The 24,725-nt window shown below is 71.8% G+C and carries 21 protein-coding genes; 14 read left to right on the top strand and 7 right to left on the bottom strand.

Translation table 11 applies throughout. The features are described from left to right. Nucleotides 1-32: 32 nt before the first annotated feature. The 5 genes from BCAV_RS03820 to BCAV_RS03800 form a co-directional block, all read right to left on the bottom strand. A complete protein-coding gene (locus tag BCAV_RS03820) occupies nt 33-2,354 on the bottom strand; it encodes an arylsulfatase (protein WP_012725803.1) in 2,322 nt (773 codons plus the stop codon). A 100-nt stretch (nt 2,355-2,454) separates the two neighbouring features. After that, nucleotides 2,455-4,812, bottom strand: coding sequence for an arylsulfatase (locus BCAV_RS03815; RefSeq protein ID WP_012725802.1), 2,358 nt, complete (start codon nt 4,810-4,812; stop codon nt 2,455-2,457). Nucleotides 4,813-4,948: 136 nt separating this feature from the next. After that, the gene (locus tag BCAV_RS03810) at nt 4,949-5,938 is read right to left on the bottom strand and encodes a formylglycine-generating enzyme family protein (protein ID WP_012725801.1); all 990 of its coding nucleotides are present in this window, start codon (nt 5,936-5,938) and stop codon (nt 4,949-4,951) included. Between the two features lie 90 nt (nt 5,939-6,028). After that, on the bottom strand, nt 6,029-6,526 hold the full coding sequence (locus BCAV_RS03805; protein WP_012725800.1) for a DUF1269 domain-containing protein: 498 nt from the start codon (nt 6,524-6,526) through the stop codon (nt 6,029-6,031). Nucleotides 6,527-6,583: 57 nt separating this feature from the next. After that, nucleotides 6,584-7,255, bottom strand: a complete 672-nt coding sequence (locus tag BCAV_RS03800; protein WP_012725799.1) for a GAP family protein — start codon at nt 7,253-7,255, stop codon at nt 6,584-6,586. A gap of 98 nt (nt 7,256-7,353) precedes the next feature. Here BCAV_RS03800 and BCAV_RS03795 point away from each other — a divergent pair, with 98 nt between their 5' ends. Then, nucleotides 7,354-7,587: a hypothetical protein gene (locus BCAV_RS03795; protein WP_012725798.1), complete on the top strand. Its 234-nt coding sequence runs from the start codon at nt 7,354-7,356 to the stop codon at nt 7,585-7,587. Here the strand turns inward: BCAV_RS03795 and BCAV_RS03790 are convergent. Next, nucleotides 7,574-8,482 (bottom strand): LysR family transcriptional regulator, encoded by a 909-nt coding sequence (locus tag BCAV_RS03790; protein ID WP_012725797.1) that lies wholly within the window; start codon nt 8,480-8,482, stop codon nt 7,574-7,576. The genes BCAV_RS03795 and BCAV_RS03790 overlap by 14 nt on opposite strands. 218 nt (nt 8,483-8,700) lie before the next feature. On the opposite strand from BCAV_RS03790, the gene BCAV_RS03785 reads away from it, so the two are divergent. The 11 genes from BCAV_RS03785 (at nt 8,701) to BCAV_RS03735 (ending at nt 22,001) form a co-directional block, all read left to right on the top strand. Further along, nucleotides 8,701-9,237, top strand: coding sequence for a DoxX family protein (locus BCAV_RS03785; protein WP_043346526.1), 537 nt, complete (start codon nt 8,701-8,703; stop codon nt 9,235-9,237). A 147-nt stretch (nt 9,238-9,384) separates the two neighbouring features. After that, nucleotides 9,385-9,780, top strand: coding sequence for a DUF7144 family membrane protein (locus BCAV_RS03780; RefSeq protein WP_012725794.1), 396 nt, complete (start codon nt 9,385-9,387; stop codon nt 9,778-9,780). 12 nt (nt 9,781-9,792) lie between these two features. Next, nucleotides 9,793-10,497, top strand: coding sequence for a hypothetical protein (locus BCAV_RS03775; protein ID WP_012725793.1), 705 nt, complete (start codon nt 9,793-9,795; stop codon nt 10,495-10,497). After that, nucleotides 10,494-12,215 carry a SulP family inorganic anion transporter gene (locus BCAV_RS03770; RefSeq protein ID WP_012725792.1) on the top strand — a complete coding sequence of 574 codons (1,722 nt, stop codon included), beginning with the start codon at nt 10,494-10,496 and terminating at the stop codon, nt 12,213-12,215. The genes BCAV_RS03775 and BCAV_RS03770 overlap by 4 nt, the downstream gene beginning before the upstream one ends. After that, complete coding sequence (locus tag BCAV_RS03765) at nt 12,212-13,030, top strand: mechanosensitive ion channel family protein (protein WP_012725791.1); 819 nt, start codon at nt 12,212-12,214, stop codon at nt 13,028-13,030. Before BCAV_RS03770 ends, BCAV_RS03765 begins: the two co-directional genes overlap by 4 nt. Beyond that, a complete protein-coding gene (locus BCAV_RS03760) occupies nt 13,027-13,731 on the top strand; it encodes a potassium channel family protein (protein ID WP_012725790.1) in 705 nt (234 codons plus the stop codon). The genes BCAV_RS03765 and BCAV_RS03760 overlap by 4 nt, the downstream gene beginning before the upstream one ends. Then, entirely contained in the window at nt 13,728-15,398 is a 1,671-nt protein-coding gene (locus BCAV_RS03755; protein ID WP_012725789.1) for a SulP family inorganic anion transporter, read from the top strand. The genes BCAV_RS03760 and BCAV_RS03755 overlap by 4 nt, the downstream gene beginning before the upstream one ends. A 62-nt stretch (nt 15,399-15,460) precedes the next feature. Further along, on the top strand, nt 15,461-16,105 hold the full coding sequence (locus BCAV_RS03750; protein ID WP_012725788.1) for a hypothetical protein: 645 nt from the start codon (nt 15,461-15,463) through the stop codon (nt 16,103-16,105). Nucleotides 16,106-16,157: 52 nt separating this feature from the next. Further along, complete coding sequence (locus BCAV_RS03745; RefSeq protein WP_012725787.1) at nt 16,158-17,327, top strand: PrsW family intramembrane metalloprotease; 1,170 nt, start codon at nt 16,158-16,160, stop codon at nt 17,325-17,327. 74 nt (nt 17,328-17,401) lie between these two features. Next, a complete protein-coding gene (locus BCAV_RS03740; protein ID WP_144016701.1) occupies nt 17,402-20,038 on the top strand; it encodes a winged helix-turn-helix domain-containing protein in 2,637 nt (878 codons plus the stop codon). A gap of 76 nt (nt 20,039-20,114) precedes the next feature. Then, nucleotides 20,115-22,001 carry an alkyl/aryl-sulfatase gene (locus BCAV_RS03735; protein WP_012725785.1) on the top strand — a complete coding sequence of 629 codons (1,887 nt, stop codon included), beginning with the start codon at nt 20,115-20,117 and terminating at the stop codon, nt 21,999-22,001. On the opposite strand, the gene BCAV_RS03730 is transcribed toward BCAV_RS03735, so the two are convergent. Beyond that, a complete protein-coding gene (locus BCAV_RS03730) occupies nt 21,998-22,984 on the bottom strand; it encodes a helix-turn-helix transcriptional regulator (protein WP_012725784.1) in 987 nt (328 codons plus the stop codon). The genes BCAV_RS03735 and BCAV_RS03730 overlap by 4 nt on opposite strands. Before the next feature lie 162 nt (nt 22,985-23,146). On the opposite strand from BCAV_RS03730, the gene BCAV_RS03725 reads away from it, so the two are divergent. Together BCAV_RS03725 and BCAV_RS03720 are read left to right on the top strand one after the other, a co-directional pair. Further along, nucleotides 23,147-23,821, top strand: a complete 675-nt coding sequence (locus tag BCAV_RS03725) for a hypothetical protein (RefSeq protein ID WP_187292845.1) — start codon at nt 23,147-23,149, stop codon at nt 23,819-23,821. A 151-nt stretch (nt 23,822-23,972) separates the two neighbouring features. Beyond that, a complete protein-coding gene (locus tag BCAV_RS03720) occupies nt 23,973-24,563 on the top strand; it encodes a mycothiol transferase (RefSeq protein ID WP_012725782.1) in 591 nt (196 codons plus the stop codon). Nucleotides 24,564-24,725 lie beyond the last annotated feature (162 nt).

Below are 24,725 nucleotides of genomic sequence, written 5' to 3'. Positions count from 1 at the left end.
ACGTCCTCACTCGTGAGATCTCAAATGCCGGGTCAGTCGCTCGCCAGCTTGGCCGCGAACTCCTTCTCGACGTCGATGTAGTGGTCGTCCGCGACGTCGTACACAACCTTGACGACCTCCCCACCGGTGAAGGGGAACCCATGGTGGTACTCGCGCGACACGGTGTCGCCGCTGTCGTAGCCAACCGAGAGACCCTCCCCGGTGAGCGCGTAGCGGCCGAGCTGGGTGCGGATCTCGGTCGACCCGACGGCCTCGTCGTCGACGTAGAGCGTCAGCGTGCCGTAGGCCTCGCCGTGGGCGCCGCGGCCCGTCTTGTCGAAGCCGACCCCGACGACGTGGCGCCCGGCGGATGGCGCGGGGGCCGAGAGCTTCTGCTCCGGCGGGATCCCGAGGAAGTTGTACACGTAGGTAAGCTGCCCGCCCTTGACGAACAGCGAGTACCCGCCGAACCGTGATCCCTGCGCGACGATCACGCCCTCGCTCGAAGCGGTGAACTCGACCTCCGCGAGGATCTTGAACGACACCTGCTGGGTGCGGGCTGCGAGCTGCTCCTGCACCTCCGTCGTCTGCGGGTAGTACGTGTACCGTCCGTCCGCGGGAACCGGAAGGTGGTACTCGTACTTGATGAAGTCCGCGACTCCGAGGTCGTTCAAGGGCAGCACCTGGAACTTCTCGGCCTCGGCGAGCCAGAGCGCGCCCAATTCCTTGAGCTTCTCCGGGTGCTGCTCCGCCAGGTCATGGGCCTCCGCTCGGTCGACGTCTGTGTGGAACAGCTGCCACCGGTCCTGGTCGAAATGGCCGAGGCCGATCGGGACGGGACCGTGCTCCGTGACGGCCTTCCAGCCCTTGTGCCAGATGGCGCGCGTGCCGAGCATCTCGTAGTACTGGGTCTCCTTGGTGGTCGGTGCGTCGGAAGCCCCGAAGGTGTAGTTCATCGGCACTCCGGGCAACGGGGTCTGCTCCACACCGTCCACGACTTCCGGCATCGCGACGCCGCATGCCTCGAGGATGGTCGGCACGATATCGGTGCAGTGGTGGTACTGGTCCCGGACCTCCCCCCGGGCCGTGACCTTCGCAGGCCAGTGGATCACGAGTGGGTCAGCGGACCCACCGGTATAGGAGTAGCGCTTGAACATCCGGAACGGCGTCGAGAAGGCGGCCGCCCATCCGGTCGGGTAGTGGTTGTACGCCTCCGGACCGCCCAGCTTGTCGATCATCGACAAGTTCTGCTCGATGTCCTCCGGGTAGCCGTTGAAGAACAGGTTCTCGTTGATGGATCCGCTCGGGCTTCCCTCACCTGAGGCTCCGTTGTCCGCTGCGTAGAGGATCAACGTGTTCTCGAGCTGCCCCGACTCCTCGAGGTAGTCGACGATCCGACCGACCTGGGCGTCGGTGTACTCGCTGAAGCCCGCGTACACCTCGGCGGTGCGGCTGAAGAGCTTCTTCTCCGCGTCGCTGAGCGAGTCCCACGGTCGAACGGAGTCGCCTTCGCTGAACGTGCCCGGTGTCATCGGGTTCAGCTCGGTGAGGTCGGTCCCCTCCGGCAGGATGCCGCGTTCGATCATGCGCGGAAGCACCCATTCGCGATAGGCCTCGTAACCGTCGTCGAACTTCCCCTTGTACTTGTCGATGTACTCCTGCGGGGCATGGTGGGGCGCGTGGTTCGCGCCGGGGCAGAACCACAGGTACCACGGCTTGTCCGGCATCGACTGCTTGCTGTCCCGCAGCATCCGCAGGGCTTGGTCGGCGAGGTCCTTCGACAGGTGATACCCGTCATCGGGCAGGTACGGCTGATCGATGTAGTGGTTATCGACCGCGAGATCGGGGTACCACTGGTTCGTCTCGCCGCCGATGAAGCCGTAGAAGCGGTCGAAGCCGTGGCCGAGCGGCCACTCGGACCGGTTGGAGCCGGACGCGATCGCGTTGATGGGGACGTTGTGGTTCTTGCCGACCCAGAAGGTCGACCATCCGGCGTCGCGCAGCACACGCGCGACGGACGCGTTCGACTTCGGGATGTGCCCGTTGTAGCCGGGGAAGCCGCTCGCGGTCTCCGAGATCGTCGCGTAGGCGTTCTGATGGTGCGTACGCCCCGTGAGGAACGTCGAGCGGGTCGGCGAGCACAGGGCCGTCGTGTGCCACTGCGAGTACGTCAGCCCGTTCGCGGCGAGCCTGTCCAACGTCGGCATCTGGATCCGCCCGCCGTAGGGCGACCACGCGGCAAGGCCTGTGTCGTCGAAGAGGATCACGAGCACGTTCGGCGCGCCATCGGGCGCCTTCGTCTCCTCGTAGGCGCCCCAGTCCGGGGTCGAGTCTCGGACGTCCAGTTCGATCTTGCCCTGGAACTCCCTGGCCATAGTCGACTCCCTCGTTGCTCGGGTCCCCCGTAAGGCCGCGCACTGATCTCGATCCTCGCGCTGCTCGCGTGACGCGGGCGTCACCCGCGAAGGGTGATCCTTACTGCTTGAGCATTGCGACGCGCATCCTGTGCTCGTCGTCGATGAGGTGGGAATGGTCATCATCGCCGAGGTCGATCCGCACCCAGTCGAGCGATCCGTTGAATTCGTTCCCCGTCGGGCCGTAGTCACTCGAAACAGGAGAAGCCAGATCCATGCCGATGTCGACGGTCTCGTCGAACGTGAACTGGAGGGGGATCGTGCGCTCGACACGTCCTTCCCCGATCTTGTCGTCCCCGGCGAAGAGGGCGACGGTCCCGCCCTTGCCGAGACCACCGCCGTCGTAGGCGAAGTGGGCGCGCAGCTCCTGCGGACCGGCCGGTAGTGACGTGTCCGACCGGACGATGTCGGTGCTGAGACCGAGCAGGTTGTAGGCGAACGCCACCTTGTTCTCGTGGGTGTAGAACGACCAACCGCCGTATGCGCCGCCCTGCGCGATGAGCACGCCGCTAGCGCCGTCCTCAGGGGCCTCGACTTTCGCTGTGACAGTGAACGACTTGTTCTTGATGTTGATCGCGGAGTTCTCCGACAGTCGCCGCATGCCGTGATAGAACGTCTGGCTCTGCGCCGTGACAAGCACCGGCCGACCTGCGAGGTCAGGGTTGAACCGCTCGGCCGAGCGGATGTCGAGCGGAAGCACGTTGAAGCGTGCAGCCTGGATGAGGAAGAGCCGCTGCAGGATTGCGAGCTTCTCGGGTTCCTGTGCCGCGAGGTCGTGCGACTGTGTCCAGTCCTTCTCGACGTCGTAGAGCTCCCACACGTCGTCGTCGAGGCCGTGGTCGGAGCCCGCCCACGGGTCCTTGTGCTTGGCGACCGCCGTCCAGCCCTTGTGGAAGATCGCCCGGTTCCCCACCATCTCGAAGTACTGGGTCTCGTGCTGCTCGGGAGCCGACGCGTCCTCGAACGAGTAGTTCATCGGCGTGCCCTCGTAGGGCCGCTGCGTGACGCCGTGGACGGTCGCCGGCTCGGGGATGCCGGCCGCCGCGAGGACGGTCGGCGCGACATCGATCACGTGGGCGAACTGGTTGCGGATGCCGCCCTTCTCGACCCCACCGTTGGGCCAGCTGACGATCGTCCCGTTGCGTGTGCCGCCCCAGTGTGACGCGACCTGCTTGGTCCACTGGTACGGCGTGTCCATGGCGTGCGCCCAGCCCACGGCGTAGTGGTTGTAGGAGCTCGGGGTCCCGAGGTCGTCGATGTGCGCAGCGACGTACTCCTCCGACTCGATGGCGTTCATGTGGTTGATCGTGAAGCCCTCGTTGGTCGTGCCGTGCATCGACCCCTCGGCGGATGCCCCGTTGTCGCCGATGATGACGTAGACCAGGGTATCGTCGAGGATGCCCAGCTCCTCGTACGCGTCGAGCAGGCGCCCGACGTGGTGGTCCGCGTACGAGAGGAAGCCGGCGTAGACCTCCATCTGACGCGCCAGGGCAGGCTTGATCGTCTCGCTCATCTCGTCCCACGCCGGGATGCCGGCGCTGCGCTCCGTGAGGACGGCGTCGGCCGGGATGACGCCGAGCTCCTTCTGGCGCGCGAACGTCTCCTTGCGGACCTCATCCCAGCCCTGGTCGAACGCGCCCCGGTACTTCTCGGTCCACTCCGTGGGCACGTGGTGGGGCGCGTGCGTCGCTCCCGGCGCGAAGTACGTGAAGGACGGCTTGTCGGGTGCCAAAGACTTCTGCTGGCGCGTCCAGTCGATCGCCTTGTCCGTCATGTCGCCCATGAAGTGGTACCCCTCCTCGGGGGTACCCCAGGGCTCGACGGGGGACGTGTTCTCGTAGATGGCCGGGTACCACTGGTTGGTCTCGCCGCCGAGGAACCCGTAGAAGTACTCGAACCCACCCCCGGGGTGCGGCCAGTGGTCGAACGGGCCGACAGCGCTCGCCTCCCATACCGGCACCTCGTGGCACTTGCCGAACTGCGCGGTGCTGTAGCCGTTGAGCTTCAACGTCTCCGCGAGGGGCGCGCAGCTGTTCGGGCGCACGGAGCTGTAGCCCGGCGCACTCGTGGCAATCTCGGTGATCCCGCCCATGCCGACCGTGTGGTGATTCCGGCCCGACAGCAGGGCGGCGCGCGTCGGCGAGCAGAGCGCCGTCGTGTGGAACCGGGTGTACTTGAGCCCTGCTGCGGCGACCCTTTCGAAGTTCGGGGTGTGCACAGGGCCGCCGAAAGCGCTCGACGCCCCGAAGCCGGTGTCGTCGATCAGCACCACGAGCACGTTCGGCGCGCCGTCGGGCGGTAGCAGGCGCTCGATCGGCGGGTAGTGCGTGTCGGGGTCGGTCGCGTCGTACGTCACTGTGCCGGTGTACGCGAGGTCCGGGATCGGCAGGGTCGTCCGGGGGATGCTCTGGGTGCTCATGTACCGCCCTCTCAGCCGCCAGGAGCCGCCCGCCTGGACGTGCCTGGCCGTTCGGACGCCGAAGTCGGCGCCCCCCCGATAGTCGCCGGAGACGGTTCCTCGGACGTCACCCGTCGCGGGTGATCCTCACCGGTCATCACCGCCGGACGCAGCGGAACCCGATGTGCGTCGTCGCCGAGTCGTCGGTCTGGGGCGAGCGCGCAGCGGGCCGGTACCGCAGGCAGTACTCGGGGGCGCACAGGTGCGAGCCGCCCTTGAGCGCGCGCGTCATCGTCGGTCCTGAGGGCGGGGGGTCTGCGGGTGTGCGCGAGCCGGCGAGTGCGCTCGCCTGCGGCGCGCAGCACGACGGCGTGTGCTCGGCATCCGTCCCGTGCCCCGGCGCGGCCATCGGGAGCACGCTGCGCTGCGCGGACGGCGACCCACCCCCTCCCGGCACCTCGTGCGCGGGGCGGTACGGCGTCGTCGTCCACTCCCACACGTTGCCGATCATGTCGACGAGGCCGAACGCGTTCGCGGGGAACGAGCCGACGGCGGACGTGCCCACCCAGCCGTCCGCGCCGGTGTTGTCGTACGGGAATCGGCCCTGCCACGTGTTCGCCATGAGGACGCCGTCGGGCCGGACCTCCTCGCCCCATGCGTACGTCGCGGGGTCGCCGCCGGCGCGGGCCGCGTACTCCCACTCCGCCTCGGTGGGGAGCGCCTTGCCGGCCCAGTCCGCATACGCCGTCGCGTCCTCGAAGCTCACCTGGACCACGGGGTGCTCGTGCTTGCCGGCGAGGTCGGAGCCAGGGCCGAACGGGTGCCGCCACGTCGCGCCCGGCCGCCAGTCCCACCACGCGCGCCAGTTGCGCAGGTCCACCGGGCCTGGCGTCGGCGTGAACACGAGGCCGCCTGGCACCAGGTCCTCTGGCGCGACACCGGGATACTGCATCGCGTCGAGGGGTCGCTCGGCCACCGTGACGTACCCGCTGTCGGCGACGAAGGCGGCGAACTCCGCGTTCGTGACGGGGTGGACGTCGATCTCGAAGGCGCCCACCGTCCGCTCGTGCACCGGGCCCTCGTCCGGGTAGAAGTCCCGCGACCCCATGCGGAACGCGCCGCCCGGCAGCGCGACCATGGTGCTCATCGGTCGCGATCCTCCTGCGCTCGTGCCTCGCTGTCGGAGTCTCGCGTGGCGCTCATCGGCTCACCATACGGCGCGCTCGATGCCCGTCTGTCAGGCGTCCTGCCCGAACGCGTGCCGGAGGGCTTCCTCCTGGTTCGCCGACAGGTTGGTCTGCAGCAGGGTCCCGTGGATCCCCTGGCTCTCGAGGCTCGCGCGGATCTTGTCGACGACGGCGTCCGACGTGAGGATGAACAGCGCCGACGTGCCGGGCACGACGTTGCTGCGCACCGACCCGATGAAGTCGTCGTCGATGCCCACGTCCGTCAGCGATCCGCCGAGCGCGCCGAAGCCCGCGCCGAGCGCGGCGCCGAGCAGCGGCACGAAGAAGATCAGTCCGAACAGGAAACCCCAGAACGCGCCGCCGAGAGCGCCGATCCCTGTGGCCGAGGTGCGCTGCTTGGTCTTCGGCTTGTTCTTGCCCTGCTCCCACGACACGGTCGCCGCGTCGTGGATCGTGACGAGCTCCTGCTTCGAGAGCACCTCCAGCGCGCTCTCAGCGTTCGCGGCGCCGTCCGGGGAGTCGAACTTCCACACGCTCAGGGTGGCCATCCGGGGTACGTCCTCTCTCGTGGTGAACAGGTAGATGACGCCGGAGGGCGCCGAGGCTCAGAGGGCGCCGATCCCGTCGCCGATCATCTTCATGCCGAGGACCAGGAGCAGGACGGTCATGATCGCGGCGTTGTTCTGGACCATCCAGTGCTTGAGGTCGTCCAGCACGGCGCCCGCGCGCGTGCCCATCGCGAGGTAGACGACGACCGGGGCCGCCACCCCGATCGTCGCCACGACCACGAACACCGCGAGCGCCACGAACTGGTCGGACCGCTCCGACGTGGCCGAGACGATGGCAGCGGCGCCGGAGACGACGAGCAGCAGGTTCTTGGGGTTGATCGCCCCGAGCAGGAACGCCAGGCCGAACGCCTTCGGCGGGGTGAAGCCCTCGATCGCCGCCATCCAGCGCGGCGCGGGAGGCTCCTCCCCCCGCTTCGGTCGCCCACGCCACTGCTTGAGCGCCAGCAGGAGCAGACCCACGCCGAGCACGATCTTGACGATCGCCGCCCAGAGCGGTGTGCCGCCGTCGTCGGAGTCCGCCGCGCCGCCCATGAGCAGGATCACCAGGGTGCCGACGAGCGCGACACCCACGACCCAGCCCAGCAGGAAGCTGAAGGCGTTCGATCTCGCGCGCTTCGTCACGAGCATGAGGACGACTGCGACGATCGGCATTGGACTGACGAGCACGCCGACGGCGATCGGCAGCGATGCACCGATGGCTGATCCCATGCGTCGAGGATGACGCCGCGGCCGGCGCGAAGCATCACCCGCCGCGGGTGACGTCAGCGGACGTCGGCCGGCGGACCCTGGACCCGAGGGGAGGCCCTGTGCTGTACGAGGTCCAGGTTCGCGGCGCCGTCGACGTGGGTCATCTCGGCGAGTTCGCCGACGTGACGGTGGCGGACGCAGGCGCTGGCGAGCGCGGACAGGTCGCGGCGGACACGCTGCTCCACTGCCGCGTGCGCGACGCCGCCGCACTGACAGGCGTCGTCGCCCTCCTGCACGACCTCGGCGTGCGCATCGTCGCGATGCGATCAGTACCGGACGTCACGGAGTTCTGAGGTCGGCCGGGCCGAGCGGTCCGACCTCGCGGGCCGCCCGGGCGAGCGCGCGGACGAGCGGCGTCTCCGCCTGCGCCCTCCACGTCAGCACCCAGGTCAGCAGCGGAGCGTCGGCGACCGGCACGAACACCACACCCGGATGGGCGCTGTAGAGCGCCGCCTGGGCGCCGGCGAGCGTCACGCACTGCCGGCTCGCCACCAGTCCCAGGATCTCGTGGAACGTCGTCGGTCGCGGGCCGCGCCGCGGGATCACCCGGCCGCTCGGCGTGACGCGCGGGAGCATCGCGTCGATCCAGTACTCGGGACCTGCGTGCGGGTCGATCCGGACGTGGTCGGCCACGTCCTCCAGGGACACCGCCTCATGTGCCGCCAGCTCGTGGCCCGACCACACCACCAGGACGCGCCCCGCACGGAACACCGGCGGGCCCTCCACGAGGTCCGGCTCCCGCACCGGTCGCCACACGGCCAGCACGTCGAGCTCCTCGCGACGCAACGCGGCGAAGGCGTCGCTGAAGTGGGTCTCGTGCAGGGAGACCGAGCAGCCCGGGTTGTCGGCCTCGAAGCGGTCGAGGACGTGGAAGAACTGGAAGGCGTCGTTGCCCATGACGCCGAGGCGGAGCTCGCCGCCGACGCCTCCGGCGACCGACCCGGCTCGGGCGATCCCGGCCTTGATCGCGTCGTACCCGACCCGGAGGTCGTCCCGGAGCTGCTCACCGAGCGGCGTGAGGCTCACCCTGCGGCTCGTCCGCTCGAACAGCGCGCCGCCGAGCCGGCGCTCCTGCTGCTTGATCGCCTGGCTCACCCGCGCCTGGGAGACGTGGAGACGCTCGGCTGTCCGGCCGAAGTGCAGCTCGTCGGCCAGCGTCAGGAAGATCTCGATGTCCCGCAGCTCCATGGCGCCACCTCCGTCCGATAACCCCAGGGTTATCGGACCGTACCGGATCCGACCTTGATGCACCCCGGTGCGCGGACGGATCGTGAGATCCGGGATCACCCGATCCGAGGGGGCCGTTCGACCCGAGTCACAGGAGTCATCGTGGACCTCACCATCGAGCGGGGCCAGCCGCTGTTCACCGCGGCTCCGGACGGCCACCCGTGGAAGGTCGCCGCGCCGTGATCACAGCGCGCGGATCGGCGGTGCGGACCGTGCTGTGGTGGCTTCTCGCGGCCTGGTTCGCCGTCGGCGCTGTCGCGACGATCGTGCCCGGCGACGCGTTCCTCGGCGGTCCGTCCGCCGGGAGGCTCGTGGAGTGGGGCCTTCCGTCGTGGTTCCGCCTGGTGGCCGGGGCGGGCGAGCTGCTCGCCGCGGTCCTGCTGGTCGTTCCCGTCCGTCGGTCCCCGCTCCTGGGTCGCGGCTTCCGGCTCCTGGTCGGGGCGGGCGAGCTGCTCGCCGCCGTCCTGCTCGTCGCCCCCGACCGACGGTCCCAGTTCTGGGGCTGCAGCCTGCTGGCGGCGATCCTCCTCGGCGCGGTCGCCACCCAGGTCGTCAGCACGGATCCGGTCCGCGAGTGGGCGACGGCGCCGATCATGCTCGCCATCACCGGCACGCTGGCCTGGCGGCTTCGCGACGAGCGCCCACGGCTCCGCTGGCCACGGCTGCGGATCCAGCGCTCGGCTCACGCCGAGCTCGGGCGAGCTCCTGTGAGCTGACGGCGGGTCACAGCCGCGCTCCGAGACCTCCTGAGTCGGACCGCCGCCCCGGATCATCCGGTCCGGGTGATGCGAGTAGAAGGCGGGCGCGCCACGCTGGCCCCACGCAGCCGTGCCCGCACGCTGCCCGAGACAAGGAGAGTCGCCATGGCCAGGCGCGTCACCGCATGGGTCGGTTGGATCTGGTTCGCCGGCCTCATGATCCTCACCTCCGGCGTCCTCAACGTGCTCTACGGCTTCGCTGCCGTGCTGGGGCCGGACAACGCCGTCGTCGACGCCGGCGCCAGCCTCGTGGTGCTGGACGTGCAGGGCTGGGGCTGGACGCACCTGATCCTCGGGGTGCTCCTCGTCCTCGTCGGCATCTGCGTGATGGCGGGCCAGACCTGGGCGCGCGTCGGCGCGATCGTCCTGGTCACGCTGAACCTCATCGCGCAGTTCGTGTGGCTCCCGGTGCAGCCGTGGTGGTCGATCATCGTCATCGCGATCGACCTCCTGGTGCTGTGGGCCCTCGTCGTGCACGGGCACGAGGCGCGCGAGGCCTGAGGGGTCGCCGACGTGGCAGCAGAGGCGGTGCCGCCCGGGCGGCCGGCGCCACGCGTGCGGTTCCAGGGGTCCGGGGCAGCGATCGCGGGCCTGGGCTTCGCCGTGCTGTTCACCGTCGGCTTCATGCTGCTCGATCACCGCCCCGGGGAGGGGGCGGACGCCGACGTCCTCCTGGAGTACTACCGCGGGTCGGGCGGCACGGCGCTCATCGTGGCCGGCGGGTACCTCGTCCCGTTCGCCGGCATCTGCTTCATCTGGTTCCTCGCCGCCACCCGGCACCGGATCAGCCAGATCGCCCTGAAGGAGGACGCGCTCCTCGCGACGGTCCAGCTCGCCGCCGGGATCCTGTTCGTCGCGATGATGTTCGTCGCTGCGGCCGCGGCCGTCGCCGCCGTCGCTGCGGTCCGGGTCGGGAACGGCGACGACGCGGCCGAGTTCGTCGAGCAGACCCGCACGATGACCGTGTACGGCGAGGCGCTGCTCATGATCTACGCGTTCCGGGTCGCCGCCGTTCTCATCCTCGTGAGCACGGCGCGCGGAGTCCGGACCGGGCTGTTCCCCCGCTGGCTCGTGTGGTTCGGGTACGTGGCCGCCGCGCTCCTGCTGATCGTGCTCACCTACGCTCGCATCGTCGTGCTGGTGGTCCCCGTCTGGGTCGCCGTGGTGTCCCTCATCATCCTGTTCCGCCGCACCGTCGAACGACGGGAGATCGCGTGACCGCCGCCCCAGCAGCACCCGCCGCCACGAAGACCCCGCTGTTCTTCGGGTCCTTCCAGGGGTACCGGCGAACGAACATCCGTCCCGACGTCATCGCCGGGCTCACCGTCTGGGCCGTCCTGGTGCCGGAGGCGTTCGCGTACGCCACCATCGCCGGCGTCCCACCCGTGGTCGGCCTGTACGCGGCCGTCCCGGCGCTCATCGCGTACGCGGCGTTCGGGTCGAGCCGGCACCTCGTGGTCGGGCCGATGTCCGCCACGGCCGCGCTCTCGGCCGCCACGATCGCGCCGCTCGCGGGCGGCGACACGAGCACGTACATCGTGATGACGACCGTGCTGGCGATCATGACCGGCGTCGCCGGCATCCTGGCCGGCCTCCTGCGCCTCGGGTTCCTCGCCGCGTTCATCTCCGAGCCCGTCCTCAAGGGCTTCATCGTGGGGCTCGCGCTCACGATCATCATCGGCCAGGTGCCTCACCTGCTCGGGGTCGATGGCGGCGGCGAGGGCTTCTTCTCGAGGGTCGCCACGATCCTCGGGCAGCTCGGGCAGCTGAGTCCCCTGACGTGCGCCGTCGGGATCGGCGCCCTGGTGCTCGTGTTCGCGCTCAAGAAGTGGGCCCCGGTGGTGCCGGCCTCGCTCGCGGCCGTCGTCGTCGGGATCGTGCTCGTCAACGCGCTGCAGTGGGAGGACCGGCTCGACATCGTCGGACACATCGACCCCGGCCTGCCGAGCCTCGGGCTGCCCACCGACGACTGGTCGATGTACGGGCAGCTGGCGGCTCCCGCCCTCGGGGTGCTGCTCGTCGGGTTCGCGGAGGGCCTCGGCGCCGCCAAGACGTACGCGGCCAAGGCGGGCTACGACGTCGACGCCAACCGAGAGCTGCTCGGCCTCGGGGCCGCGAACGCCGCGTCCGGGCTGGCGTCCGGCATGGTCGTCAACGGCAGCCTCTCGAAGACCGCGGTGAACGGCTCCGCCGGGGCGAAGTCGCAGCTGAGCGGCCTCGTGGTGGCGGTGCTCTGCGTCGTCACGCTGCTCGTCCTCACCCCCCTCTTCGAGTCCCTGCCCGACGCGGTGCTGGCCGCCGTCGTCATCGCCGCGGTCATCGAGCTCGTGGACGTGAAGTCGCTCGCGCGCCTCTACCGGGTGTGGAGCGCGCGGCTCGCCGGGTCGTACGGCGTCGCGGCGCGGGCGGACTTCATCGCCGCCGTCGTCGCGATGATCGGCGTGCTCGTGCTCGACACGCTGCCCGGCCTCGTCGTCGGCATCATCTGCTCGTTGGTCCTGCTGCTGTACCGCGCGTCACGAGCGAAGGTGCGCCGCCTCACGCGGGTCGGCGGACTGTGGCTCGACGCCGCCCGGCACCCTGACTCACCGACCGTTCCGGACGTCGTCGTCGTCCGCGTCGAGTCCGGCCTCTTCTTCGCGAACTCCGACCACGTCAAGGAGGAGATCCTCGCGCTCGTCACGCCCGAGGTCCGGCTCGTCGTGCTGGACGGGCAGACGACGCCGTTCACCGACGTCACCGCCGCGACGATGCTGGCGGAGCTCGCGACGACGCTCGAGCGGTCCGGCGTGGACTTCGCCGTCGCCGGCGACATCGGCCCGGTGCGCGACGTCGTCCGCGAGGTCTCCCCCGACGCGGCGGAACGTCTGTTCACGTCCGTGGACGACGCCGTCGCCTCCGTGCACTCGTCCCCGCCAGATCCGAGACCGTCGTGAACCCCTCCGAGCTCGTGGACTTCAACACGATCAGCGGCTGGACCCTGCTGGGTGTCGTCCTCGTCCTGCTGGTCACGTGGCTGCTCTTCCGGCTGACGAAGCACACCGTGCTGCGCCTGCTGCGACGCATCGACGGCATCAGCGAGGAGATCGCCGCCGGGGCGTCCCGCATCGCCGGGTACTTCGTGATCCTCCTCGGCGTCGGCATCGCGCTCAGCATGCTCGGAGCCGAGGTCCAGCCCCTCCTGGCCGCCGCCATCGTGCTCGCGGTCGTCGTCGTCCTCGCGCTGCGCGGCGTCGCCGACAACTTCGGCGCAAGCCTCATCATCCAGACGCGCAAGCCGATCCACCTGGGCGACCGCATCGCGACGCACGACGAGGTCGGCACCGTCGTCGAGATGAACGCGCGCTCCGTCGTCATCATCACGAACGACGGACGCACGATCCACGTGCCGAACGGCAAGCTGCTGTCCGACCCCATCGTCAACCACTCGGTGTCCGGGGCGCTGCGGTCGGAGATCGAGATCCGCACGTCGCACGTGACGCACCTGGGCACCGTCGAGAAGCACGTCCTGGAGGCGGTCCGGAACGTCACGGGCGTCCTGGACGCGCCGACCCCCGACGTGGTGTGGACCGGGAGCTCCGTGGAGCGCATGACCGGCCGGATCCGGTTCTGGCTCGACCCCGACTCCGGACGGCGCATGACGTCGGCCGTGGTCGTCGCCGTCGCCCAGGAGCTCCGCGAGGCGAAGATCCCCGCCACCCTCGAGTGCCCGCCGCCCGCACAGCCGCTCACCGCTCCGCCCGCGCTATGAGGACGGTCAGCCACCGGCGGCTCATCGCACCTCCCTCCGACGACTTCGTCGCGGTGCTCGTGCTCCTCACCGGCGCCTACGTGCTGTACACGGCCACGGAGAGCGGCTGGGCCCGATTCGTCGTCGCGGGCCTCTACGTTCTCGCGCTCGTCCTCGCGGTCCGAGCCGCCTCGCCGACGCGCCGCCAGACCGCGACGTTCGGCTGGGTCGTGGCCGCGTGCGTCATCGCGATCGCGCTCGCCTACGTGCTCCTGCCGGACGACGACGCCGCGGGGGTCACCGACGCCGTCATCGCCCTCGTGCTCATGGTCACGCTCGTGCTCGTGATCTCCCGCGTGCTCGCGCACCGACGGGTCACGGTGCAGACGATCGCGGGCGCGCTCAGCGCCTACCTCCTGATCGGGATGCTCTTCGCCGCTGTGTACGGCGTGATGACCTGGCGGTCCGACACCCCGTTCTTCGCCTCGGGCGACGTCGCCGACGCACGCTCGCTGCAGTACTTCTCGTTCACGACGCTGACGACGCTCGGCTACGGGGACCTGACGGCCGCCGACTTCCCCGGCCGCGGTGTCGCCACCTTCGAGGCGCTCACCGGCCAGATCTTCCTCACCACGCTCGTCGCTCGCCTCGTCGCGACGTTCCGGCGCCAGTCGGACGGGCCGGACGGGACGGTGGGCGGTTCGACGGACGACGAGTCGTGACGATCGTCGGAACGCTGCGCACGTACGAGCGCGCACAGTTCCGCCCCGACCTGCTCGCGGCGCTCACCGTGACCGCCCTGCTCATCCCGAGCGGGCTCGCGTACGGCGCCCTCGCAGGGCTGCCACCGGTCGCCGGGCTGTACACCGGCTGCCTGGGCATGGTCTGCTACGCGCTGCTCGCGACGTCCCGGGTCCAGATCGTGGGCCCGGAGTCCCAGATGGCGATCCTCGTGGCGTCGGCGCTGGCGCCGATCGCCGCGGGCAGCCCGACCGACTACGCCGTCCTGGCCGCCGCCCTCGCCCTCGTCTGCGCGCTGCTGTGCGTGCTCGCCGGCGCGCTGCGGCTCGGCTTCCTCGCCGACTACCTCTCCCAGCCCGTCCTCGTCGGCTACCTCACCGGCGTCGCGCTCATCATCATCGTCGGGCAGGCGGCGAAGCTCGTCGGGATCTCGGCCGACGGCGACACGCTGCTCGAGCTGGTCATGTCCGCCGTCTCGAACCTCGACGGCGCTCGGCTCGCCCCCGCCGTCGTCGGGATCGTGACGATCGGGCTCGTGCTCGCCCTCCGGGCGCTGTGGCCGCGCGTGCCGGGGAGCCTGGTCGCCGTCGTCGTCATGACGGCGGCCTCGGCGCTGCTGGACCTCGAGGGGCGCGGCGTGGCGGTCGTGGGCGACGTGCCGCGCGGGCTCCCCGCTCCGTCGTTCCCGCTGCTGGACCTCCGCGAGTACCTCGACCTCGTGGTCCCGGCGCTCGGCATCGTGCTCGTGGTCTTCGCCGACGCCGTGCTCACCGCCCGGGCGTACGCCGCACGCGGCGGGGACTACCCGATCGACGCGAACCGGGAGCTCCTCGCCCTCGGAGCCGCGAACGCCGGCGTCGGCCTGTTCCAGGGTTTCGCCGTGGGGTCGAGCGACTCCCGGACGGCGGTCAACGTCGCGAGCGGCGGACGCACGCAGGTGGTCAGCCTGCTCGCGTCGGCGTGCACCGTCGTCTTCCTGCTGGCGCTCACCCCGCTCGTGCACGACCTGCCGCAGCCGACGCTGGCCGGCGTCGTCATCCTCGCCGCTGTCACGCTGCTCGTGCCGAAGGACTACGTCGCCCTGTTCCGGTTCCGGCGGTTCGAGGGCTGGATCGCCGTCGCGACGGTGGTCGGCGTGTCGGTGCTCGGCATCCTTCCCGGGATCCTCGCCGCGGTCGGGCTCACGCTGCTCGACCTCGTGCACCGGCTGTCGCGCCCGGCCAGGCGGACGCTCGGCCCGGTCCCCGGGTCCCGGCGGTGGCGGACCGTGGCGGCGGGGAGCCATGCGCAGCCGGACGCCGACGACCGGCCCGGTCTCGTCGTCGTCCGCTACGGCGGACCGGTCGTCTTCGCCAACGCCGAGTACGTGCTCGATCACGCCAAGGGTGCGGCTCGGGCGACCACCGGAGCGGTGCGGTGGCTCGTGATCGACGCCGAGGCGGTCACCGCCCTCGACTCGAACGGCGCACATGCGCTGTCCCGCCTCGCTCGGTGGTGCCGCCACCGCGGGATCGAGCTCGCGCTCGCCCGGGTGAGCGCGGAGCTCGCGGCCGACATCGCCCGGGCCGAGGTGCCGGTCGATCACGTCTACGAACGGGTGGCCGACGCCGTCGACGCCTACGACCGCGCCGCGGCGCAGGCGCCCTGACGGCGCTTCTCACCCGCCACGGGCGATGCGCGGGCCCCGTCCCAGCACCCACGCTGTGTCCCATGGCAGCCATGGCACCTCCGGCCACCGAGCCGGCGGCGGGGACCGCGTCGGATGCGCCGCTCCTGCGCGACCGCGGACTGAACCGCCTCGGCATCGAACGCACCGGGAGCCGGGCCGCGGGCGTCGTCGTCCTCGTCGTCGTCCTGCTCCTCGTGATCCCGATCGCCCTGCACGCCTCGCTCGGGCCGACGCCGGTGGAGCAGGTCCAGTCCGGCTCCGTGCTGCGGGTGACGGACGGCTCGACGACGGTGCGCGTCACGGTGCCCGACGGCTGGTCGAGTGTCGGCGAGGGGTCCTCCCGTGGGTTCAGCTCCGGGCTGACGCTCGTGCGCACCGGCATGAACGCGACAGTCTCCGCCGCCAGCGGCGTCGACGACGCCCGCACGTACTTCGACCGCCAGGTGCGTCTCCTCGCGCTCGAGGGCATCCCTGGCACGGCCGAGGACGTCAGCGTGCAGGACGCCGACGGCGGTCAGGTGGTCAGCGGGCGCGTCACCGGCTCCGGGGCGGACGACGCGTTCGTGACCGTGCTCGTGTCCGACGGCGGTGACGCCGCCTCGATCTTCGGGATCGCCGCGCACGGCGACCTGGATCGCCAGCAGGACGCGTACGACGCGCTGGTCGAGGGGGTGCAGGTCCGATGAGCACCGAGCGAGGACTCCGGAGCGAGGAACGAGCGCAGGAGGATCGCGACCGATGAGCACCACGACGTTCCGTCCCGAGCCGGTGCGCCCGACCGGGCGGCTGCGCGACGTCCGCCAGCTCATGTGGTGGCTCTTCCTCGTGCTCCTGGTCGTCGGCGTGGCGGGCTACCTGCTGATGAACATCTCCTACGCGCTCCTGGCTCCGCAGGCGTTCGGCATCGGCGTCGTGTTCGCGATCCTGCTCGCGGCGCTGCTGCTGTGGATCATCAGCAAGCTCGACGTCGCCGGCGCCCCACCGACCGCTGCGTACGTCGCGGTCTTCGCGTGGGGAGGCCTGACGGCGACCACGCTCGCCGTCGTCGCGAACGACAACATGATCGCCGTCTACGACCGCATCGGTCTCGGCAGCTGGGCCGCCGCGCTCGCCGCGCCCACCGACGAGGAGACCGCCAAGCTGCTCGGCGTCGTCGTCGTCCTCTACCTCGTCCGGCGCATCCGCCCGCGGCCGATCGACGGACTGATCCTCGGCGCGGTGTGCGGCGTCGGGTTCGAGGTCGTCGAGAACGTGCTCTATGCCGTGCAGACCGCCGTCGCCGACCCGAACTCGGACGTCACCTCGGCCCTGGGCACGTCGGTGCTGCGGATCGTCGTCGGCTTCGGCGGGCACGCGATCTTCGCGGGGTGCGCCGGGTACGGGATGGCGGTCGCCCTCGGGAAGCCGGGGCTGACGGCCGGGAAGCGCGTCGGGACCGCGTTCGGGATGTGGGCGGTCGCGTGGATCCTGCACTCGCTGTGGGACTCGCCCGTGACGTTCGGCCTCGAGGGCTGGCAGTCGATCCTCGTGATCCCGATCAAGTACGGCCTCATGATCGTCGCGTTCGTGCTCGCGTACCGCGCGGCGGCACGCACCGAGTACGAGTGGCTCACGACGGCGTTCCGCGGCGTGCCTGCCGACGTCGTGTCGCCGTCCGACGTGCACGACCTCACGAGCCGGTCGGCGCGCCACGCGGCGCGGGCGCGTGCTCGGGAGCACGGCGGACCCGAAGCCGTCCACGCGCTCAAGGACGTGCAGCACGCGCAGCTCGCACTCGCGGACCTGCTGCGGGACGTGCCGGCATCCAGCCCGATCGTGGCGCGACAGGCAGCGGCGACGGTGCGGCTGCGCGCGCAGGCCGTCGCGTCGCGTGCCGTCCCGACCGCCTCGGGCCTCATGCTCGACTGAACGTGTCAGGAGCGCCGACAGGCGTGGACGCCCTCGAGTGGCCGGAGGGGTGGGCCGGCCCTAGCGTGCCAGGCGTGACCCTTCTCGACGTCCCGCGCCCGGTCGTGCCGCGGTACAAGGTCACGGTGCCTCGCCGCGGCGAGGCGACGATCGCCCGGCCCCGACTCTCGGCCATGCTCGACGACGCCGTCGCCTCCCGTCCGGTCTCGCACGTCGCGGCGCCCGCGGGCTTCGGGAAGTCCACGGCCGCCGCCGCCTGGGCGGCGGACCGGTCCGACGTCGCGTGGCTGTCGCTCGACCCGTACGACGCCGACCCGCGGCGCCTGTACCGGGGCGTGCTCGCCGCGATCGCCACTGCCCTCGCCGACGACGAGCTGCCCGCCCCGCTGGCCGCGGTGCTGCGCCCCGGCGTCCACCCTCGCGACCCAGAGGACGCGATCGACCTGCTCGACGGCGTGCTCGAGGCGCTCGACGACCTCCGACGCCCGCTCGTCCTCGTGGTCGACGACGTCCATCACGTCCCGCCTGGTGTCGCGAGACCCGTGGTCCGCGCGGTGCTGAGCGCGGGCCTACCGACCACGAACGTGCTGCTCCTCAGCCGGGACGCGTCCCACCTCGACGGGCTGGACCTGGACGCCACCGTCACCGGCGCGGACCTCGGGTTCACGGCCGAGGAGATCGTGACGCTGTCCGGGTCCTACCCCCCGGGTCTCACGCAGGCGCAGGCTGTCTCGCTGCACGACGAGACGCGTGGCTGGCCAGCGGCGGTCCGGATGTCGCTGATCGATCGACCTGACCGGGACGCCGCGGAACGTCGCGGCACCCCGGCCACCCCGGCCACGACCCCCGCCCGCGCCGTCGCCGCACACGACGAGGCGTTCGGCGCCTACCTGCACGACGAGGTGCTCGGTGCGCTCCCGCGGGCGGTCGCCGCCTTCGTGCGCCGGGCGACCACGAGCACCGTCATCACCGCCTCCCTCGCCATCGCTCTGACGGGCGACGACGGCGCGCGGCTCCTCGCCGCCACGCTCCGCCGCGGACTGTTCCTCACGCCCCTCGGGCGGCGCGACGGCGAGGACGTGTACCGCTGGCACGACCTGTTCGCCTCCTGGTGCCGCAGCCGCCTCGAGCACGAGGACCCGGCACTGGCCCGGGACCTGCACGGGCGCGCCGCGCGATTCTGGGGAGCGCGCCATCTGCCCGAGTCCGTGCCGCACGCACTCGCCGCCGGAGACAGCGGTGCTGCGGTCGACCTGCTCGTCGAGGGCGCGCTCGAGGCGCTGCTGAACGGCGGGGCGGCCGAGCTGCTCGAGCTGTGCGAGGCCCTCCCGCCCACGGCGCGGGACGACGCGCGCGTCGTCGCGATCCGGTCGGTCGCCGCGCGCATGTCCGGTCGACGTGACGAGGCCGCGTCGCTCCTCGAGCGCGCCCGCGCGCAGCTGGCTGACCACGACGCGGGCGACGCCGACGGCTCCCACGCGCTCGCCGTCGCGATGCTCGAGACGTTCGTCGCGGGTCCGTCGTCGGCTCCCGACGCCGCGGAACGGCTCCTCGCGTCGCCGGCGGCGCTGCACCCCGCCGTCCGGGCCGGCCTGCTGTACCACCTCGGACGGCGGGCCACCCGCCGCCAGCAGGATCCCCGGGGAGCGCTCCACCTGCTGGACGAGGCGGTCTCTCTCGCGGAGCGCCACGGACTCGACGGCGTCGCACTCGCGAGCCGGGCCGAACGGGCCTCCGCGTTGGTGGATGCCGCCGAACCGGTGCTCGCCGAGCAGGCGATCACCGACGTCCTCGAGCGGGCGGAGATCTCGGGGTGGGCGCAGGACGCCCGTCTGGCGCTGCTCCGGCTCGAGGCCGGCGTCTTCGCGTACTGGCGGGACGAGTTCGACGTCGCGCAGCGGCACTTCACGCTCGTCACGCGCGCCCGGGGTGACGACGAGGCGGTCGCGAGCCTCGGCTCGCTGTACGGAGCCCTCGCGTCGATCGCGACAGGGGACGCGGGCGGCGCGGCGGCCGCCGCGCAGGGGATCAGTCAGGGCCTGGCGAGCCTGCCGCTCGAGGCCATGCATGCCCTGCTCCGCCTGAAGACCGCGGAAGCGGCCGGCGACGTCGCCTCCGCCGTCCGCGAGGCGGATCTGATCGGACGCTCGCCGTGCATGCCCTTCGCCGTGGTGTGGCAGGCCGAGGTCTTCCGGGTGGCCGGCCGGGCGGAGCGGGCGAGGAACGTCCTGGCCAGCCTGCGGGCCGTTCCCGTGCGGGCACACGTCCGCGTCGCGGCCGAGCTCACCGGCGCGTTGCTCGACGCCGCCGACGGCGGGGACCCGCTGCCGCAGATCGTCGCCGGCCTCCACGTGGCGGCGCCGTCCCGGTTCACGCGCCCGTACCTCGAGCGGCTGCCCGACCTGCGCCCGTACCTGGAGGCGCTCGTCCACGCCGGCACGGACCATCGGGACTTCCTCACCGGCCTCCTGGGCACCCCCGCCGCGGACGGCGCTCCGCACCGCCGGTCCCACTGGGAGCTCACGGACCGGGAGCTGGAGATCCTCGACGGCCTGCGGTCGTCCCTGACCGCGGCGGAGATCGCTCGCTCCCTGTTCGTGAGCGTCAACACCGTGAAGACGCACCAGCGCGCCGTCTACCGCAAGCTCGGGGCGCGCAACCGCCGGGAGGCGGTCCGTCTCGCGGCGAGCCGCGGGTTCCTGCCGGCCTGACCGTCCGTTCCCTGCCCTGCCCGTCACCCGCACCAGCACCCGCACCCGCACCCGCACCTGCACCCGAGGAGTCACCATGACCGACCCCGTCAGCGCCGCCGTCGCCTCCGCGCACGCCGAGGCCGCCCGGACCCTCCCGTTCAGCGACGACCGGGATCACGCGGCCACCGGTCGCGGGCTTCTCGCGCCGCTCTCGCCGGACGCGGTGCGCACGTCCGACGGCAGGGAGGTCTGGGACGTCGGCGGCTACGCGTTCCTCGACGGCAAGAACCCGGGCACCGTGCACCCGAGCCTGTGGCGGCAGAGCGGTCTGGTGACCACGTCCGGCCTGTTCCAGGTCGTGCCGGGGATCTACCAGGTGCGGGGCCTCGACCTGTCGAACGTGACGTTCGTGGAGGGCGACCGGGGCGTCGTCGTCATCGATCCCCTCATCTCGGTCGAGACGGCCGCCGCGGCGCTCGCGCTGTACCGGGAGCACCGCGGGGACCGGCCCGTGACTGGAGTCGTGTACACGCACTCCCACGTCGACCACTTCGGCGGCGTCAAGGGCGTCACGACGCAGGAGGACGTCGACGCCGGTCGATGCGTCGTCCTCGCGCCGGCGGGCTTCCTCGAGCACGCGATCGCGGAGAACGTGTACGCCGGGACGGCGATGGCGCGGAGGGCGGGGTACATGTACGGCGCGGCCCTCGAGAAGGGCGCCGCGGGCCAGGTGGGCGCCGGGCTCGGCCAGACGACGAGCACGGGCACCGTGTCGCTCATCGTCCCCACCGTGGACGTCACCCGGACCGGGCAGCGCGAGGTGGTCGACGGCGTCACCATGGAGTTCCAGCTGACGCCCGGCACCGAGGCGCCCAGCGAGATGAACTTCCTCTTCCCGGACCTCAACGCGCTCTGCATGGCGGAGAACGCGACCCACACTCTCCACAACACCCTGACGCTGCGTGGCGCGCTGGTGCGCGACCCGCACGTGTGGGCGGTCTATCTGACGGAAGCGATCCGGCTCTTCGCCCACCGTGCCGACGTCGTCTTCGCATCCCACCACTGGCCGACGTGGGGCCGCGAGGACCTCACGGAGTTCCTGTCCCAGCAGCGCGACCTGTACGCGTACCTCCACGACCAGACGCTGCGCATGATCAACCAGGGCTACGTCGGTCGGGAGATCGCCGAGCGCATCCAGCTGCCACCGGCGCTCGAGCACGCGTGGCACGCGCGCGGCTACTACGGCAGCGTCAGCCACAACGTCAAGGCGATCTACCAGCGGTACATGGGCTGGTTCGACGGCAACCCCGCCCACCTGTGGGAGCACCCGCCGGTCGAGGAGGCCACCCGCTACGTCGCGTTCATGGGCGGCGCTGACGCGGTGGTCGCGAAGGCGCGCGACTCCTTCGACGACGGCGACCTGCGGTGGGTCGTGACGGTCCTCAACCACGTGCTCTTCGCGGATCCTGACCACGCCGCGGCGCGTGAGCTGCAGGCGGCGGCGTACACCCAGCTCGGGTACGGCTCCGAGAACGGGACGTGGCGCAACTTCTTCCTCTCCGGGGCCGAGGAGCTGCGGCACGGCTCCTTCGGCACGCCCACGCAGACGGCGTCGCCGGACCTCCTCGGCGCCCTCACGCCTGCGCAGGCGCTCGACTCGATCGCGATCCGCGTCGACGGGCCGCGAAGCTGGGACGTCGCCGCGTGCGTCGACTGGGTCGTGGACGGGACGCGGTTCCGCGTGCGGCTCGCGAACGGCGTCCTGGTGCACGACGTCCCCCGCGAGGACGACGAGGAGTCGCCGGAGGCGACGTTCACGACCGACAAGGCGACGTTCCTCCGGGCGCTGCTCGCGCCGTCGTCGATCCCCGAGCTGGTGGCCGACGGCTCGCTGCAGCTCACCGGCGACGGCGAGGCGTGGACCCGGGTGCTCGGCACGCTGGACGAGACGGATCCGGGCTTCGCGATCGTGCTGCCCTAGGCCTCGGCCGGACCGCCGCGGAGCACGCGCGGCCCGCTCGCGGCCACCATCCGCTCGCCGAGGTCCCGCGCGCAGGACCGCAACTCCGGCCCGCCCACGATGCGGTACGGAGCCGGGAGCACGGCGAGCTGCTCGGCGCACCACACCGGGTTGCTCGTGCTGCCGATGACGTGCGACCGGTCGGGGCCGAGCGGTTCGACGGCACCCAGCGGGCGCGGAAGGCAGGCACGGACGACATCGGCCGACGCCTCCACGACGACGTCGACGTCGTACTCCCAGCCCGCCGCCAGGTGCTCCTCGAGCAGCGCGACGGGATCGAACGGCGCGGGGGCGTCGAACGTCTCGTCGAGGAGCGTGACGCCCAGCACGCGGTCCACGCGGTAGGCGCGGCGAGCGGCGGCACGGAGCGACCAGCACAGCAGGTACCAGCGCCCGTGGCGGACGACGACTGCCCACGGCTCCACGTCGACGGTCCACTCCGACCCCGCCTCGGAGCGGTACGCTAGGCCGATACGGCGGTGGCTGGAGCACGCCTGGACGAGCGCCGTCGTCGTGCCCGGATCCGGCCTCGCCGCCGCGCGGTCGGGCGCAGCGGAGGCCGTGCGGCGCACCGCCTCCGCGTGGGCGGCCACCGGTTCGGGCAGCGCGCGCATGATCTTGCCCAGCGCGCTCCCGACGGGATCGGTGGGGTCGGCGGCGTCGTGGTGGCCGTCGAGCACAGCCATCACGAGCCCGAGGGCCTCGGCGTCGGTGAACGTCAGGGGCGGGAGGCGGAACCCGCGGCCGATCCGGTAGCCGCCGTACCGTCCCCGCTCCGACACCACCGGGATCCCGGCCTCGCGCAGGATCCCGACGTAGCGCCGGGCCGCGCGTTCCGACACGCCGAGGCGGCCGGCGAGCCGCTCCGCCGTCGTGCCCGGCTCGCCCTGGATGAGCTCGAGCGCCAGGAGCGCCCGCGCCGTGGGGCTCGTCTCGCCTCGCATGACCGGACCCCTTTCGGACGTACATCGTCCGGTAGCAACCCTAATCCGCGGCGTCGGGAGGGCACGACCCCGGACCTCCCGACCACGAGCCCGAGGCGAGAATCTGCTCCTCGGGCAGCGCTGCGCGCGCGTACCTCGCGGGCCGCCTCTAGCGTGTCGCGCGTGGGACGACTCCGACGCGCCGCCAGTGCCCGCCCTGACGCCCTCCCGGAGACGCCCGACCGGTGGGCGCGCGTCCGGGACGTCGTCGCCGTCGTCCTGCTCGCCGTCACCGCGGTGCTGACCGCCTGGAGCGGGTTCGAGTCGAGCAAGTGGGGCGGCGAGATGTCCATCGCGTTCTCGCGTGCCTCCACGGCCCGCATCGAGGCCGCGAGGTACGCCGACGACGCCAACGCCGCCCGCGACGTGGACCTCCAGACCTTCAGCCTCTGGCTCGAGGCGTACGCCCAGGACGACACCCAGCTCCTCGAGTTCGTCGAGTCCCGGTTCACCCCCCACTTCGCCGAGGCGTTCGACCTGTGGATCGCCGAGCGGCCGCTGCAGAACCCGGACGCCGCGCCGAGCCCGTTCGCGCTCGAGGAGTACGTCCCCCCGGGCGAGGCGGAAGCCGCGGCAGCTGACGAACGGGCGGACGGGCTCTTCGACGAGGCCCTGCGCAACAACCAGCGCGGCGACGACTACACGCTGCTCACCGTCCTCTTCGCGCTCGTGCTCTTCTTCGCCGCGATCGCGGAGCGACCCCGCGCGCCCGGGACCCGGTGGGCGCTGCTGATCGGGGCCGGGACGCTCGCTGTCGCCGGCATCGTGCTGCTCGCCATGTTCCCGAAGATCATCTGAAGACCGCGAGAGTCGGGGCCCCCGGGCCGTCGGGCGTCGGGTTCGTCCGGTCCCGCGCGGCCGCCGTCCTTTCCGGACGTGCATCGTCCGGAAGTGGTCCTAGCGTCGCCACCGCACCATCCGAGCGGGAACGAGCGAAGGGACGACGACCATGACGCACGAGGCGACCTCCGGCGCTGCGGCGGCCGGAACCACTGACGACACGCGGATCCACGAGCCAGAGCTGACCGCCGGGGAGACGGAGACGCTCGTCTTCGGGCTGGACCGCACACGGGCGCAGTTCGCGTGGAAGACCGGCGGGCTCGACGCCGCCGCGCTCCGGCGACCCTTCCCGCCGTCGACGATGACGCTCGGCGGGCTGCTCAAGCACCTCGCCTTCATCGAGTCGCTCCACGCGGCGGAGGCGCTCACGGGACGCTCGCCGGGCGAGCCGTGGGAGAGCGTCGACTGGGACGCGAACCCCGGTTGGGACTGGGAGAGCGCCGCCGACGACTCGCCCGAGGAGCTGTACGCGCTGTGGCACGGGGCCGTTGCCGGTGCGCGCACCGCGCTCGCGGCGGTGGTGGCCGACGGCGGGCTGGACGCGCGCTGGAAGTTCACCATGTCCGGCGGTGAGCCGCCGAACGTGCGGCGCTACCTCGTCGACATGCACGAGGAGTACGCCCGGCACGTCGGCCACGCGGACCTGTTCCGCGAGGCGATCGACGGGCTGGTCGGCGAGGACCCGCCCCAGCCGGCCTGACTGCTCCTTCCGCCGCGGGCCTGCACCCGCACCGCATCACCGCGCCCCCGCGCCCGCCGCACGCCGCACCCCCGGGCCGCGCCCGCCCCCAGCCCGCACCCCACCACCACGCCCGTCCCTCACTCCAGCAGCCTCTCTCGGCGAACCTCGCACTCCACGTCG

Source organism: Beutenbergia cavernae DSM 12333 (assembly GCF_000023105.1).
GTDB classification, from domain to species: Bacteria; Actinomycetota; Actinomycetes; order Actinomycetales; family Beutenbergiaceae; genus Beutenbergia; species Beutenbergia cavernae.
The sequence above is the reverse complement of the archived record's forward strand: the minus strand, read 5'-3'. Positions and strand labels throughout refer to the sequence as shown.

Excerpts from the sequence above, each read along its gene's own strand:
- BCAV_RS03820 (WP_012725803.1), bottom strand. The coding sequence starts at position 2,354 with ATGGCCAGGGAGTTCCAGGGCAAGATCGAACTGGACGTCCGAGACTCG.
- BCAV_RS03815 (WP_012725802.1), bottom strand. The coding sequence starts at position 4,812 with ATGAGCACCCAGAGCATCCCCCGGACGACCCTGCCGATCCCGGACCTC.
- BCAV_RS03810 (WP_012725801.1), bottom strand. The coding sequence starts at position 5,938 with ATGAGCACCATGGTCGCGCTGCCGGGCGGCGCGTTCCGCATGGGGTCG.
- BCAV_RS03805 (WP_012725800.1), bottom strand. The coding sequence starts at position 6,526 with ATGGCCACCCTGAGCGTGTGGAAGTTCGACTCCCCGGACGGCGCCGCG.
- BCAV_RS03800 (WP_012725799.1), bottom strand. The coding sequence starts at position 7,255 with ATGGGATCAGCCATCGGTGCATCGCTGCCGATCGCCGTCGGCGTGCTC.
- BCAV_RS03790 (WP_012725797.1), bottom strand. The coding sequence starts at position 8,482 with ATGGAGCTGCGGGACATCGAGATCTTCCTGACGCTGGCCGACGAGCTG.
- BCAV_RS03780 (WP_012725794.1), top strand. The coding sequence starts at position 9,385 with ATGGCCAGGCGCGTCACCGCATGGGTCGGTTGGATCTGGTTCGCCGGC.
- BCAV_RS03760 (WP_012725790.1), top strand. The coding sequence starts at position 13,027 with ATGAGGACGGTCAGCCACCGGCGGCTCATCGCACCTCCCTCCGACGAC.
- BCAV_RS03750 (WP_012725788.1), top strand. The coding sequence starts at position 15,461 with ATGGCAGCCATGGCACCTCCGGCCACCGAGCCGGCGGCGGGGACCGCG.
- BCAV_RS03745 (WP_012725787.1), top strand. The coding sequence starts at position 16,158 with ATGAGCACCACGACGTTCCGTCCCGAGCCGGTGCGCCCGACCGGGCGG.
- BCAV_RS03735 (WP_012725785.1), top strand. The coding sequence starts at position 20,115 with ATGACCGACCCCGTCAGCGCCGCCGTCGCCTCCGCGCACGCCGAGGCC.
- BCAV_RS03730 (WP_012725784.1), bottom strand. The coding sequence starts at position 22,984 with ATGCGAGGCGAGACGAGCCCCACGGCGCGGGCGCTCCTGGCGCTCGAG.
- BCAV_RS03720 (WP_012725782.1), top strand. The coding sequence starts at position 23,973 with ATGACGCACGAGGCGACCTCCGGCGCTGCGGCGGCCGGAACCACTGAC.